The sequence below is a fragment of the Ramlibacter humi genome, assembly GCF_004681975.1.
Lineage (GTDB): Bacteria > Pseudomonadota > Gammaproteobacteria > Burkholderiales > Burkholderiaceae_C > Ramlibacter > Ramlibacter humi.
On sequence record NZ_SMLK01000004.1, the window covers coordinates 60760 to 73418 of the forward strand.

Consider the following 12659-nt stretch of genomic DNA (forward strand, 5'->3'; position numbering starts at 1 on the left):
TGCTCCGGAAGCATCGTCGGATGGACGGACCGCTCCGCAAAATCGGCGCTCCCACCCGCATCGGGTGTCGAGAGAGGCGAATCTGCATGTTCGGCAAACTGCGACGGCTGGTTTCGAAGCAACCCACCCGGAGTGAACTGCTTTCCCCGGTGGTTCAACTGGATTTCGCGTCGGCCCGGCCCAGGCTGCTGCCCGTGCTGCGGCATCTCGCGCGCATCGACCTGGCCCGGATCGAGTCGGGGGACCCATCCAGGCGCATGCAGGACCTCATGGCGTGGCGGCCCTTCTCCGAAGCACTCGGGGTCGCCGTCGCCATCGACGGCGAGGCAGCCTCCGCCCGGATCGGCCAGGCCGACCTGGACCGTTGGAGGATCAGCTTCGACGCGGCGCTGGAGATCGCCGCCGGCAACTTGCGCGAGAAGGCAGCGCCGTCCTTCATGCGGACCGGGTCTGGGCTGTTCATCTCCCAGTACAGGGACTACTACGACGCTCCGCGCATCCTGCTGAAGGAACTGGCGCGGCAACTGCCGCTGGTTGGCGCGCCCGTCGCGATGGTCCCGAACAAGGCTTGCCTGCTGCTTTGCGGCGCGGACGACGAGCGCGCGCTCGCCGAAATGGTCTCGGCGGCGGGCCAGGTGCTGACGGAGCAATCCCGGCCGCTCAGCAGCGAGATGTTCCGGCTCGAAGGCGATGCCTGGTCAGCCTGGCGGCCGCCGGCGGCCGCGGGGCAGGAGCTGGCCTGGCTGCAGCGGGCCATCAGGAACCGCGACTACCACGACCAGCAAAAGGCACTGGAAGCGGCGCATGCGAAAACGGGCGAAGACGTGTTCGTCGCCCCGTACAAGCTGGTCAAGCGCAACCGCGACGGCGCGCTGTTGAGCTTCTCGGTGCTGGCCGACGGCGAGCCGACCTGGCTGCCCGAGACGGACCTGGTGGCGCTCGACTGGAATCCCCGCGGCATTCCCCTGATGGTGGGCTGGGCCGATTTCTCGAAGCACGCGGCGCACTTGCTGGAGAAGCTTTCCTATGTGCTGCCGCGTTACCGCGTGCTGGCGTTTCCCGGCGGCGACTGCTTCGAAGCCTTGCGCAATGCCGCCACGACGATTGATGCGGCCGAGGCCTGACGCGGCGCCAGCCTTGCTTACGGTGCAACGATGGAGAAGGAAATAGCCGGCCCGCGGTGGCCTGCCTAGACTCATCTGCATCCCCCGCATGTGGCCGGGGGCTTGTTTCTTTTCACCTGGAGGCAGGCAGATGACGGAGGTTTGCGAAGAGCAGCACTGCGCCGCGGGCAACAGTTTCCTGGACAGCCTTCCTGCGGATTCGCAGATGCTGCTTCGGCAGGCGCTCGAACCGGTGAACCTTCCCACCGGCAGCATCATCGCCATCGCAGGCCGTCCGGTGCGCGACGTCTACTTCCCCGAGAAGGCGGTGGTGAGCCTGCTGCACAGCGACCGGGAAGGCGCCGGCACGAGAGTCGGCATCGTCGGCTCGGAAGGCGCGCTCGGCCTGGGCGTCTGCTTCGGCGAGCCGCACCCTTTCACCGCGCTGGTGCTGGTGGGTGGGCGGGCATTGCGGATGGATGCGCAGTGGCTGCCCAAGGTTTTCGCCCACCGGGAATCCCTGTGCCGCACCGTCATTCCGTACGCGGCCGACCTGATGGGCCAAGCCTGGCAGATCGCCGTGTGCAACCGCTACCACGCGCCCGCGCAGCAACTGTGCTCCCTGTTGCTGCAGGTGATGGACCGCGGTGGAAGCGGCAACCTTCCGCTGACGCACAACCTGATCGCGCGCCTGCTCGGCGTGCGGCGCGAGACCGTCACCCAGGCCGCCACCAGGATCCAGGCGCTCGGCTACGTGCAATATGCGCGCGGGTACATCCGTGTCCTGGATCGCGTGGGACTCGAAACGATGTCGTGCGGCTGCTGGCGCCCGCCATTGGCCAGGGCTGCCGATGATTAGGAAAAGTCCCGTCATGTTCTCGCCGCAAGAAAGCCGGATGTGAAGAGCAGCATCAGCGAGCCTCATGCTCCGAAGACGCTGCAGGTTCATGACTGACTCGACGACAGCGGCGTCCCCGGGAGAGATCGATTCCTTGGCGACAGCGGCGGGCTTCACAAGTGCCCGCGCACCCTCAGGGGAGCACGACGTCCGGGGCCAGCGCCAGGGTCAGCGCCTGCCTCAATGGCTCGAACTTTTCCTTCCCGACGACGTAGCGGATCTTGCGGGCGACCTCCACCAGCTCGCGGAACGTGGTGGCGCGTTCGATCGCCAGGTTCAACGCGATGCCGCCCAGCCCGAGTTCGCTGGTCAGCGCCACGGCCACCGGATACGCCACTTCGAAGCGCTGCTTCAACTCGTCGCTGGTGATCACCCTGTCGTCGCGGCGGGCGGAGGCGGGCTGCCTCTCCGGCACCGGCTCGATCAATCCCTCCTCCAGCAGGAACGCGAAGTCGCGTGCGCTGCCCCCATCCCCGCAAACCCAGCCGAGGATCTCCCCGGCGGTGCGCTCTCCGTCCACCAGGATGAAGACCAGCCGCTGCAGGGGGGTCATCGGGACGGACCGGTTCTTCATCACTTTCAGCCCGAAATGCGTCTTCCGGAAGGTCATGCTTGTCTCCACCCTCGCGCGTGATCCGCGCGGACGATTGCCAGGAAATTGCCGGCCGGAAAACTGCGCCATCGGCCGGCGGTTCGATCAACGGCCAATCGTGCGCGAAGTGGCGCATGGGCCGCCACTGCGGATGAAGCGCATGGGTGCGCGGCCACACCTTCTGCGCCCCTCGCATCGAGGCGCGCGCATGCGGCTCGCGCATCAAACCAAAAGCAATTGCCGTGGCGCCCATCACGCCCGTAGATTCGCCTCCCAATGTCTGGAGGAGCTCCTGCTGCAAGGAGGAAACGGACGGGAGACACCAGTGCCAACGAAGCCGACAGGGGACGAGGACGCCCTTCACTGCAACCGCCTGCTGCAAGGGCTGCCTTCCGCATTGCATGCGGCGCTGCGCTCCGTCACCGAGCTCGTCGTGCTTTCGGCCGGCAGCATGCTCGGTGCCGGAGCGCGTGAGGCGAATTCGGTCTACTTCCCCCTGCGAGCCCTGGCGGTCCTGCTCCACACCGACGATCAGGGATCGAGTTCGCAGACGGGCATCGTCGGAAGCGACGGGATGATCGGCCTGACCGGGTGGTTCGGCAGGCAGCACAGTGAGAAGGCGCTGGTGCTCGCGGGCGGCCTGGCGCTGCGGTTCGACGCCGACCAGTTGCAGCGGCTCTTCGACGAGTCCGCGCCGCTGCGCCGGGTGCTCATGGGCTATTCAGCCGAACTGACGATGCAAGCCGCGCAGATGGCCTTGTGCGGCAGACATCACTCACCCGAGCGGCAGCTTTGCTCGCTGCTGCTTCTGTTGTTCGAGCGCGGCGCGGGGGAAGACCTGTCGATGACGCACGAACTGGCGGCACGGATGATCGGCGTGCGGCGCGAGACGATCAGCCAGGCCGCCATGCGCCTGCAGCAGCAGGGGTACATCCGGTGTTCGCGCGGCCACTTCCGCATCCTGGACCGGGACGGCCTGGAGAAAGTGTCGTGCGGCTGCCATCGAAGCGCGCCGCTCAGGCCCCACGGCCTTTTCACGGGTTGACGTTCTGGCGCCGGGAAGCCGGCCTCTCGGCACCGGCATGCGCCGAACGCGCGCCTTGCTGCCCCGAAAGCGCATCCTTCAGCGGCTGGAAGCGCTGCGGCCCCACCACCTTTCGCAACCGCTTCGACACCTCGACCAGATCGTGGAAGGTCGTCGCGCGCTCGACGGCCAGGTTCAGCTTGAAGCCCGCCAGGCCGAGGCTGCCCGTGAGGGACACGGCCACGGGATACGCCGCGCGGAATCGCCGCTGGAGTTCGACGGGATCATCCGCGGCTTCCTGGACCGGCTCCCGCGCCTCGGTGTCCCCGCACACCGCGATCAGGCCGAAATACGCCAGGTGATCGAAGTCCCTGGTTCCCGCCTCGCTGTCCTCGGTCATCGCCAGGATGTCACCGACGGTCCTCTTGCCGTTGATGATGATCAGGATGAGCCGCTGCTGGTGGGACAGCGCCATCGACCTGTTCTTGAACTCCATGACGCCCGACATGGTCTTGCGGAAGATCAGTGAGGTTTTCATTTCGCGTCAGCACCAGTGGCCAAGGACAGGGTGAGGCGAATCTAGGTGCCGGCAGCGCTGGCGACAATTGCTTTCGGGTCAATGCCGCGCAAGCAAGAGCGCCGCAGCGTTACGTTCGACGCATCGCTCGAAATGGGATTGGACGCGTGGCGGGCGCCATTCCTAGACTTCGCGGATGACGAACGCTATCGATACGGTGGAACTCAGGCACCTGAGGACGTTCATAGCGGTCGCCGAGGAGCTCAACTTCCATTCCGCCGCCGCCCGGCTGCACGTCACCCAGGCACCGGTGACCCGCACGATCAGGCAGCTGGAAGAGATCCTCGGCACGAGGCTTCTCGACCGCAGCACCCGCAAATGCGAGTTGACGCCCGCGGGCGAGAAGCTGCTGCAGACCGCGCAACGCTTCATGCGCCGGCTCTCCGCAGACCTGGGCCAGATCGGGGTGGCGTCCCCGCCTTCCGTTCTCCGGCTCGGCGTGTGCTTCGCGCTGGACGCCGTCCGCCTGCCGGAGCTGCGGGAGAACCTGCGCCGGCGCTGCGGCGTGAGGGTTCATCTCGAGCTGCGCGGAAGCCACGAACTGGCCCGCATGCTTGCTTTCGGCGAGCTCGATGCCGCCATCGTCCTGCTGCCGGTGGCCGGCGAAGGCCTCAAGGTCACGCGCGTCGCGAAAGCCGAAATGATGGCCGCCTTGCCTGCCTCGCACGAACTCGCCAGGCAGCGCCTGGTCGCCGTCAGCGATCTCAACGCGTTCGACCGGTTCATACTTCCCGGCCGCCGGGACAACCCGGCGATGTTCGGGTACCTGCAGCAGGCCCTGGAGCGAAGGGGCCTCCAATCCGGGCGCTATGCGCGATCCCGCGAGGCTTTCGAAGGTCTCGCGCACATCGCGGCGGGGTTCGCGTGCAGCCTGCTCGCCGAGACCTTGCAGGGAACCACCGGCAAGCAGGTGGTGCTGCGCCTGCTCCGCAAGGAGGACCGGATCACGGTCGACATCGGCGTGGCCGCGGCGGCCGCGGCGGAGGAGCAGACGGTTGCCGAGACGGCGTCCTGCGTCCGCGACTTCCTCGTGGCCAGCTTCGGTGTCCAGGCGCTGGCCTAGGACATCGGCGCCCGCACGAAACCCGCTCAGGCGAACCGGGGCTTGCGGCGCGGGCCCGGCACCTCGTAGCGCTTGCGGTGCTGCGGGGTTTCCCGGATCGCGCGCTCCAGCATCAGGTACGTGGCGTCGTCCACGCGCAGCCGCTCATCGCGGGGCGCGGGAGCCACCTGCGGCCGCAAGCCGCCGTCGGCGACGGACCAGTAGACCTCGGTCACGCTCACCCTGTGGCGGTCGAAGCACCGTGCCTTGATCTCCGCCGCGAGCTTCGCGAGGGATGCCAGCTTGGCGGCCTGGGCGCGCAGGCGGCCCGATGCCAGCTGGATGAGCACGATGCAGGTTCCGGGCGCCACGCCGCACGCGGTGACGGTGGCGCTGAATGCGCCCGAGGGCACGCCCCCCGGGGGCAGAACCTCGAAGAGTACCTGGAGCACGGCCCGCGCCAGAACCGCCTGTGTGTCCGGGAACTCCTGGTCCCCGGGCGGCGCAATGTCCCGGACGTCGCCCCGCTCCTCGAGTTGCAAACCCGCCGACATGATCCCCTCCCTGAAGACCATGCGATTTCAACTGGATGGGCCGCGCACGGCCATCCTGTCTTTGCATTGCGCCTCGCAGGAAGCGAGCTAGGACGGCAGGCGATCCCGATCCAGGTCCGAAGCAGCCGCGATGGACCTGGCGCGTTCAAAGCAGCGCCGGGCGGCCGCCTGTGTGAGTGGGTCCCCCACCGACGCAATCTCGTGCATCAGTTCCATGAGCAGGCCGGCGCGCAGGCCCACCGGGTAGGCCGGGATGGCCAGCTGACGGCGCAGGTACGAATAGGCGTGCGCGGACGCTGGGAAATCCAGCTGCAGCGCCAGTCGCGGCACGCGGGACAGGATGACCCGCAGCCCGCGCGCGAGCGCCTGGTAGTCGGCAGCGTAGGGAGGAGCACCGGCCTGCAGCCGCGGAACGGCGGGCATGGAAGCCCGGCGGATGAAGGCGCGTGTAGCGCCTGCGAACGCACTGACGCCGTAATTCATGGCGATCAGATGGTCGCCCGGGATCCTTGCGCGCGCCTGAATTTCTTGTAGTGCCCATGCAGTAGTTCCCGTGACAGCCTGGACGCCGTCCCCGGAAGCTGCCTACCATAACTTCCGGGCCGAACGACTCACAGCCGGCGTGGAGAAGCTTGTGGAAAAGGCCTTGGCAAACCCGCGCGCGCCACGGCCTGCGCGGCTTCCAGCGGATTGCTGAATCCGTGAGCAGCGAAGCCGGCGCACGGCAACTTCATGAAAAGTCGTGGCGCGGGCGATACGCCGCCCGTGACGAATCCAGCCCCGGCAGCCCCTGCCTCAGAGCGGCTGGATCTGCAGCTTGCGGAACCTGACCACGCCGCCGGCGTACTGCAGCCCGATCACGCCGCGGACGTCGCGCGACTCGTCGGTCTGCGCGGTCTTCACGCCATTGAGCGTCACCTCCATGTGAGTGCCCTTGGCCAGGATGTCCATCGTGTTCCACTGCCCGCCGGTCTTCGGCACCGGCACGGGCGCCTTCACCAGCCACGTGAGCGCGCCCGTCGCGTAGCTCGGGTCGGGGCGCTTGTCGAAGATGTTGGCCTCCAGGCAGGTGCGGTCCGTCATCGGCCGCACTTCGGAGCAGCGCATGTAGATGCCGGTGTTGGCGTCGTCGCTCACCCAGAACTCCGCGTGGAGGCGAAAGTCCTTGTACGTGCTCCTGGTCGCGAGGTAGTAGGTCGGCTCGTTGCCAGGCCGGCTGTCGGCGACGATGGCATCGCCTTCGGCATGCCAGTTCGCGCCGCCCATGTTCACGAAGTTGTCCATGCCCCGCGAGCCGTCGATGAGCGTCTGCACCGGGTCACTCGGCGGAGACGAAGCACAGCCGCCCAAAGCCACGGTGCAGGCAGCCGCGAGGGCAGCGATTGGCCGGAAGAGCGCCATGCGGGTCTCCTGGACGAAGAAGACCATTGAACCGGCGGCCCGGCACGGACGTCAAGCTGTTCAGGAAGCGGGCGGCGTCTCCCGGATGCACTTCTTCACGTTGCTGGCTTTCGCCGCGCCGGCCAGCTTCTTGTCGTCGGCCGCCGCTTCGCACTTCGCCTTCGCATCGGTTTCGCACTTCTTGACGAACGATTTCTGGGCCGCGCCGGCCAGCTTCTTGTCCTTGGCAGCGGTCATGCAGGCGGAGTCGGCTGCATGCGAGAGGGACGCGAATGCGATCAGCGAAAAAAGGGCGGCGAGCTTCTTCATGGCGGCTCCTGCAAAAAAAAACGTGGAACATTCTTGCACGGCCGCGTGCTGCGGATGCCAACCGGATGCAACTGTCCACGGCTCAGTACCGCAGCACGGGGCGGCGGGCGGCGCAGGGACGAGTGCTCGACAGCTGGATCGACGGGCAGTACCCGTGTCGCCCTCCCGCGCCGCCCGCCTGACGGGTTCAGCTTCTGGCTTGCACCAGCGCGTGAGCCGCCTGCGCGCGCGCCAGCAACTTCGGCGCGCCGATGCGTTCGGTCCACGCGGCGAAAGATGCCGCCGGGCCTTTCCAGCGCAGTGACGCCACGCGGGAGAACAGCTTCGCGTCGGTCCTCAAGGTCGCCAGCTTCTTGAACAGCATCGCCGTCCGGTGCTGGTCGCCCAGGACATCCGGCGGGAACAATTCCAGCGGGCCGTCCATGTTCAGCAACCGCGCGGCGCCGACGGCACCGATGCCCTTGATGCCGGGGTAGCCGTCGGCCGCGTCGCCCACCAGCGCCAGGAAATCGGGAATGAGTGGCGGCGCGACGCCGAACTTCTGCCGGATGTCGTCGGCCGTGCGGACCTTGTTGGCCCGCCGGTCCACCTGCACCACGCGATCACCGCGCACACACTGGGCCAGGTCCTTGTCGGGCGTCCACAGCAGGACCTTCTGCACCGCCGCGTCCTGGCTCGCGAGATGGGCGGCGCTCGCCAGCGCGTCATCGGCTTCGAGGTCCGTCATCGGCCACACCACGACCCCCATCGCCGCGAGGCCGTCTTCCAGCGGCTGGAACTGCGCGCGCAACGCCGGCTCGATGCCCTCGCCCGTCTTGTAGCCCGGCCACAGCCGGTTGCGGAAGGACTCGATCACGTGGTCGGTCGCCACGCCGACGTGCGTCGCCCGGTTCTCCAACAGCTGCAGCGTGCCGTTCAGGACGCCGATGACGGCGCCGTGCGACGGGTCCTCTCCCTTCGTGAAGCGGCGCAGGCCATGGAAGTGGCGGAACAGCTCGTAGGTGCCGTCGATGAGGTCGATGATCACCAGCTGAGCATAGGAGCAAGGTCCCATGCCGCCGCTCTCTCGCGGCGGCAATATGTCGCGCAGAGTGCGTCAGCCCGTAACTTGATGCGCAACGCTTTTCCGCTTCAACGGCAGAGCTGCGACCCCAGGTCGTCGGCCGTAACGTTTCCAATCGTGTGTGGCACGGAAGCTCGACAGTTCGTGCCTACAGTTCGCGCCTTCTGCTGAGCTGCGGATGGCGGCCGGCGAACGATCCACACACCTGTCGAGAGCATGAAAGAACGTTTGATCTGCACCTCCGCATTCCTGGCCACCATGGCCTTCCTCGCCAGCTGCGGTGGTGGCGGCGGCGGTGATGCGGCCGCGACGGCCGCCGGCAGCGAGTCGGCCTCGGGCACGGTGGTGACCGTGGCCGGTGGGACGGGCAGCACGGGCACCGGCCGCGGGACCGGCAATTCCGGCGGCACGGGCACGGGCACGGGCACGGGCACCGGCTCTGGCACCGGCAGCACGGGTGTCCCCGCGGGCTCAGCCGGCGGCATCGACATCGGCGTGAACATCCACACCGGCGGCGGCTCGACATCGGCCAACGGCCAGATCGCTTCGATCATGGCCAGCCGCGGCCTCAGGCAGGCGCGGCTCGACTACGTGGTCAACGGCGACACGACGCTGCTGCGCGACCAGGTCACCAGGATCAACCAGAACGGCGGCAAGGCGCAGCTGGTGCTGCAGAACAGCTACCAGTGGGACTACACGTGCAGCCAGAGCCTGTCGACGGTCGAACAGAACTCGTACAACCAGGCGCTGCAGATGGTGGGCGCGATGAAGGACATCGCGCATGACTACGAGATCCTGAACGAGATCCAGCTGCGCCAGGACGTGGGCGGCCAGGTCGCGTGGAACAGCCAGAATGCGAACACCGGCGCCTACACCAACAGCCCTTGCGCGATGACGCTGGCGGCGGTGGCGCGCGGCATCTCGCGCGCCGTGCACGACCAGGGCCAGCGCGTGATCCTGGGCGCCGTCGGGCGCGACTGGGGCTTCCTCACGTTCATGAAGCAGCAGGGCGTGACGTGGGACGTGACGGGCTACCACATCTATCCGCACTACGGTGATGCGAGCCTGTTGAGCGACACCTGGTACGGCGCCGGCGGACCTCTCGCGCAGCTGGCCGCTTTCGGCAAGCCGGTGACCATCAACGAGTTCAACTGCGGCGAGACCTACGACTCGAACTTCGAGAACCAGGCGGGCGCATCGGTCACGGAGACGTGCCTGAAGTCCATCGCCAGGCACCTGACCGACCTGCGCAACCAGAAGGTCGTGAACCTGGAGTCCGTCATCGCCTACGAGCTGCTGGACGAGCCTTCCAAGAGCGCGCCCGAGAACCGCTTCGGCCTGATGTACACGCTGGGCAATCCCAAGCCGGCGCTGTACCTCATGGGCGCCTTCGCCGGCGGCACGCTGACCGCGACGGAGCAGCAGGCCCTCACGAGCCGCGGCCTGCTGACCGACGCGCAGATCGCGGCGATGAAGTAGCGCGGGCCGCCCGGGTCAGGCGGCGCGCGACTGCACTTCCTTGCGCAGCCGCTCCTCCTGCTCGCGCAGCTCGGGCGTCAGCGCGTCGCCGAAGTCCTCGGCCGAGTAGATCTGCCGGATCTCGATCTCGGAATCGGTGCGCATCGGGTTGGGGCACTTCCTCACCCACTCGATCGCTTCCTGCAGCGAAGCGCACTTCCAGATCCAGAAGCCGGCGACGAGCTCCTTGGTTTCGGCGAACGGGCCGTCGATCACCCGCCGGTCCTTGCCCGAGAAAGCCACCCTCGCGCCGCGTGAACTGGGGTGCAGGCCCTCGCCCGCTTCCATCACGCCGGCGCGCACCAGCTGTTCGTTGAAGGCGCCCATCGCGGCGAACTCTTCCTGCGTGGGCAACACGCCGGCTTCGCTGTCGGCGGTCGCTTTCACCATCACCATGAATCGCATGGCGGCCTCCTCTGTCAGGGGATGAAGTTGGTCACTTCCGGCAACGGACCCGCGATGGGGGCTTCGAAGAACGGCTGGGCGCCGTCCGGGTCGATGAACACCATGCCGTTGCTCGCGAAGAACGTCGCGATCTGCATTTGCGCGGCGATGGCGAATGGCGCGCCGGCGCCCGTCACGTTGGTCAGGAAGGTGTGGGGGTTCTTGCTCACGGCGGGGTTCGCCGCGAAGGCCAGGTCGTTGCGGAAATAAGTGGTGCGGTCCGTCAGGTCGCCGGCACGCACGATGGCGCTGGCGGTCGGGTTGGGCACCGTCTGGTCGCCCTTGGCGAACTGGATGATCACCGGCTTGGCCGCGACGCCCGGCAGCGGCTGCTTGCGGATCTGGGCCGCGTACGACACCGGGTTGCCGGGCTGCTGCACCCACTGCTGCCAGTCGAACCACTTCTGGATGTCCATCGCGCCGGCCACGGTGTTGACCAGCGGCGGCTGGTCGCGCAGCGGGATGTTCTCGTTGAACTGGATGCCGCCCACGTTGATGAGCGAAGGGATGCGGCCGGCCAGAGCGATGCCACCCAGCGGGCGGAACACCGGGCTCAGGCGCACGATCTCGGGGATGGAGCCGCCCGGCACGTTGGGCACGCCGGCCTTGATCGACGGCTCGGTGCCCAGGAACATCACGCCGTAGATGCCGCCGAACGACTGGCCGGCGTAGTAGATGCGCTGCGCATCGAGGTCGACCGTGCCGTCGCCATCCACGTCGACACCCGCTTCGATCTGCCGCACCAGCTGCATCAGGTCGACCACCGTCTGGCGCAGGGCGTCGCGGCTGCTGATCACGCTGCGAGGCGGCGCCGCGCTGCTGCCCTCCGTGGCGTCGATGGTGCCGTTGCCGTCCTGGTCGATGCCGCGGCCGCCGGCGGGGACGGCCACGGTGGCGTCGGGACTCGGGCGCAGCACGATCAGCCGCCCCAGCGGCCCGCCGCCATGGCCGACGACGTTGATGGAAGCGGTGGCGATGCCCTGTGAAGCCAGCGTCGAGGCCACCACCCAGGGTGCGCCGTACATGCTGTCGCCGAAACCGTGGCCGAAGATGGCGACCGGCCAGCCCTGCGCCGGCTTCGGGCCGGCGGGCAGGAAGATCTGCACGACGATGCTGCCGGTGCCCTGCGGCTGCGGCTCGCCGGTGAGCGTCGACGTGGCGGGCATGTACTTGCCGGGCGTCAGGTAGTCGGGCGAGTTGAAGGTGCCGTACGCGATGGCCGCCACCGCGCCCGGAACGATGTTCAGCGCCGGCGTCGGCAGCAGGCTGGTCGTGAACACCGGTGCCGTGCCGGTCTGCCGCTGGAACTGCACGCCGATCAGCGACGCCGTCGCGAACAGGGCCTGCACCGTGCCCTGGTCCGTCGTGCCGATGTTGAAGTTCACCGGCGCCGGGGTGGACTGCCTGATGCGGCGGCCGATCCTGGCCAGCTCCGTGGTGGCGCTCTGCGTGCTGAACAGGCTGGCCGCGACGATCTTGCGGTCGCCCGAGCGCACCCCGCGCACGGCGTCGCGCAGCTCGCGCCGGTAGTCGGCGCCCGCGGCGCCACGTCCCACCGCGATGCCGAACTCGTCGCCGTTGCCGCCGCTCTGGACCTTCTTGCCCGCCGCGTCGCGCACGCCGTCGGTGACGACCAGCAGGTAGCGCGAATGCTGCTGCAGCAGCTGGTCGCTCTGGAACACCAGCGTCCTGGTGGCCGGGTCCCAGACCACCTGGTTGATGCCGACCTTGTCGCCCAGTCCGCCCAGGGTCAACGTGTCGCCCAGGTTCACCAGGAAGACGGTGTCGCTGTTGACCGTGGCCGGATCGATGTCGCCGGTGAAAGGCACCGTGATGCGCGGCTGCGTGGAGAAGCCGTCGAGCGTGTTGATGACGTCGATGTCCTGGCAATCGCTCACCCGCACGCTGCAATCGGGTTTGGGCAGGTTCACGCGGCGCAAGGTGTTCTGCGTGCCGTCGAACACCGTGAAGCGGTTGCTCGGGAACGGCGCGGTGGACGGATCGGCGTCGTCCATCCGCACGCTGACGCCGGCGGCCAGCGCGGCGAACGAGAACAGGGAAAACGTTGCGCCTGCCAGCAACAGGCGCGCGCGGACTCTCACCATGGTTGCCTCCCTTTTTTGCGTCGGACCCG

The 12659-nt window shown here is 67.9% G+C and carries 14 protein-coding genes; 5 read left to right on the top strand and 9 right to left on the bottom strand.

The features are described 5' to 3' along the window. The first annotated feature begins 86 nt into the window (after positions 1 to 86). A complete protein-coding gene (locus tag EZ216_RS13380; protein WP_167772903.1) occupies positions 87 to 1124 on the top strand; it encodes a DUF1444 domain-containing protein in 1038 nt (345 codons plus the stop codon). A gap of 130 nt (positions 1125 to 1254) precedes the next feature. Continuing rightward, a complete protein-coding gene (locus EZ216_RS13385) occupies positions 1255 to 1962 on the top strand; it encodes a Crp/Fnr family transcriptional regulator (RefSeq protein WP_167772904.1) in 708 nt (235 codons plus the stop codon). 172 nt (positions 1963 to 2134) lie between these two features. On the opposite strand, the gene EZ216_RS21410 is transcribed toward EZ216_RS13385, so the two are convergent. After that, positions 2135 to 2611, bottom strand: coding sequence for a hypothetical protein (locus EZ216_RS21410; protein ID WP_167772905.1), 477 nt, complete (start codon positions 2609 to 2611; stop codon positions 2135 to 2137). On the opposite strand from EZ216_RS21410, the gene EZ216_RS13395 reads away from it, so the two are divergent. Then, on the top strand, positions 2610 to 3638 hold the full coding sequence (locus EZ216_RS13395) for a Crp/Fnr family transcriptional regulator (RefSeq protein ID WP_167772906.1): 1029 nt from the start codon (positions 2610 to 2612) through the stop codon (positions 3636 to 3638). The two genes, EZ216_RS21410 and EZ216_RS13395, sit on opposite strands and share 2 nt — an antisense overlap. Here EZ216_RS13395 and EZ216_RS13400 read toward each other — a convergent pair. Continuing rightward, positions 3628 to 4092: a hypothetical protein gene (locus EZ216_RS13400; protein WP_135250287.1), complete on the bottom strand. Its 465-nt coding sequence runs from the start codon at positions 4090 to 4092 to the stop codon at positions 3628 to 3630. The two genes, EZ216_RS13395 and EZ216_RS13400, sit on opposite strands and share 11 nt — an antisense overlap. A gap of 238 nt (positions 4093 to 4330) precedes the next feature. On the opposite strand from EZ216_RS13400, the gene EZ216_RS13405 reads away from it, so the two are divergent. After that, positions 4331 to 5257: a LysR family transcriptional regulator gene (locus EZ216_RS13405; RefSeq protein WP_135250288.1), complete on the top strand. Its 927-nt coding sequence runs from the start codon at positions 4331 to 4333 to the stop codon at positions 5255 to 5257. Between the two features lie 26 nt (positions 5258 to 5283). Here the strand turns inward: EZ216_RS13405 and EZ216_RS13410 are convergent, their stop codons facing one another. From EZ216_RS13410 to EZ216_RS13430, 5 genes are all read right to left on the bottom strand, one after another. After that, positions 5284 to 5688 carry a hypothetical protein gene (locus EZ216_RS13410; RefSeq protein WP_135250289.1) on the bottom strand — a complete coding sequence of 135 codons (405 nt, stop codon included), beginning with the start codon at positions 5686 to 5688 and terminating at the stop codon, positions 5284 to 5286. A gap of 189 nt (positions 5689 to 5877) precedes the next feature. Further along, a complete protein-coding gene (locus EZ216_RS13415; protein ID WP_135250290.1) occupies positions 5878 to 6273 on the bottom strand; it encodes a hypothetical protein in 396 nt (131 codons plus the stop codon). Between the two features lie 312 nt (positions 6274 to 6585). Then, the gene (locus tag EZ216_RS13420; protein ID WP_167772907.1) at positions 6586 to 7104 is read right to left on the bottom strand and encodes a 3-keto-disaccharide hydrolase; all 519 of its coding nucleotides are present in this window, start codon (positions 7102 to 7104) and stop codon (positions 6586 to 6588) included. 147 nt (positions 7105 to 7251) lie between these two features. Further along, positions 7252 to 7500: a hypothetical protein gene (locus EZ216_RS13425; RefSeq protein ID WP_135250292.1), complete on the bottom strand. Its 249-nt coding sequence runs from the start codon at positions 7498 to 7500 to the stop codon at positions 7252 to 7254. 187 nt (positions 7501 to 7687) lie between these two features. Further along, entirely contained in the window at positions 7688 to 8527 is an 840-nt protein-coding gene (locus EZ216_RS13430) for a 5'-3' exonuclease (protein WP_135250293.1), read from the bottom strand. Between the two features lie 252 nt (positions 8528 to 8779). On the opposite strand from EZ216_RS13430, the gene EZ216_RS13435 reads away from it, so the two are divergent. Further along, entirely contained in the window at positions 8780 to 10042 is a 1263-nt protein-coding gene (locus EZ216_RS13435) for a hypothetical protein (RefSeq protein WP_135250294.1), read from the top strand. 15 nt (positions 10043 to 10057) lie between these two features. On the opposite strand, the gene EZ216_RS13440 is transcribed toward EZ216_RS13435, so the two are convergent. Next, the gene (locus EZ216_RS13440) at positions 10058 to 10486 is read right to left on the bottom strand and encodes a YciI family protein (protein ID WP_135250295.1); all 429 of its coding nucleotides are present in this window, start codon (positions 10484 to 10486) and stop codon (positions 10058 to 10060) included. A gap of 14 nt (positions 10487 to 10500) precedes the next feature. Next, positions 10501 to 12630, bottom strand: coding sequence for an Ig-like domain-containing protein (locus EZ216_RS13445; protein WP_135250296.1), 2130 nt, complete (start codon positions 12628 to 12630; stop codon positions 10501 to 10503). Positions 12631 to 12659 lie beyond the last annotated feature (29 nt).

What these genes read in the sequence shown, in the direction of transcription:
- EZ216_RS13380 (WP_167772903.1), top strand. Translation starts at nt 87, where the DNA reads ATGTTCGGCAAACTGCGACGGCTGGTTTCGAAGCAACCCACCCGGAGT.
- EZ216_RS13385 (WP_167772904.1), top strand. Translation starts at nt 1,255, where the DNA reads ATGACGGAGGTTTGCGAAGAGCAGCACTGCGCCGCGGGCAACAGTTTC.
- EZ216_RS13395 (WP_167772906.1), top strand. Translation starts at nt 2,610, where the DNA reads ATGCTTGTCTCCACCCTCGCGCGTGATCCGCGCGGACGATTGCCAGGA.
- EZ216_RS21410 (WP_167772905.1), bottom strand. Translation starts at nt 2,611, where the DNA reads ATGACCTTCCGGAAGACGCATTTCGGGCTGAAAGTGATGAAGAACCGG.
- EZ216_RS13400 (WP_135250287.1), bottom strand. Translation starts at nt 4,092, where the DNA reads ATGGCGCTGTCCCACCAGCAGCGGCTCATCCTGATCATCATCAACGGC.
- EZ216_RS13405 (WP_135250288.1), top strand. Translation starts at nt 4,331, where the DNA reads ATGACGAACGCTATCGATACGGTGGAACTCAGGCACCTGAGGACGTTC.
- EZ216_RS13415 (WP_135250290.1), bottom strand. Translation starts at nt 6,273, where the DNA reads ATGAATTACGGCGTCAGTGCGTTCGCAGGCGCTACACGCGCCTTCATC.
- EZ216_RS13425 (WP_135250292.1), bottom strand. Translation starts at nt 7,500, where the DNA reads ATGAAGAAGCTCGCCGCCCTTTTTTCGCTGATCGCATTCGCGTCCCTC.
- EZ216_RS13435 (WP_135250294.1), top strand. Translation starts at nt 8,780, where the DNA reads ATGAAAGAACGTTTGATCTGCACCTCCGCATTCCTGGCCACCATGGCC.
- EZ216_RS13440 (WP_135250295.1), bottom strand. Translation starts at nt 10,486, where the DNA reads ATGCGATTCATGGTGATGGTGAAAGCGACCGCCGACAGCGAAGCCGGC.
- EZ216_RS13445 (WP_135250296.1), bottom strand. Translation starts at nt 12,630, where the DNA reads ATGGTGAGAGTCCGCGCGCGCCTGTTGCTGGCAGGCGCAACGTTTTCC.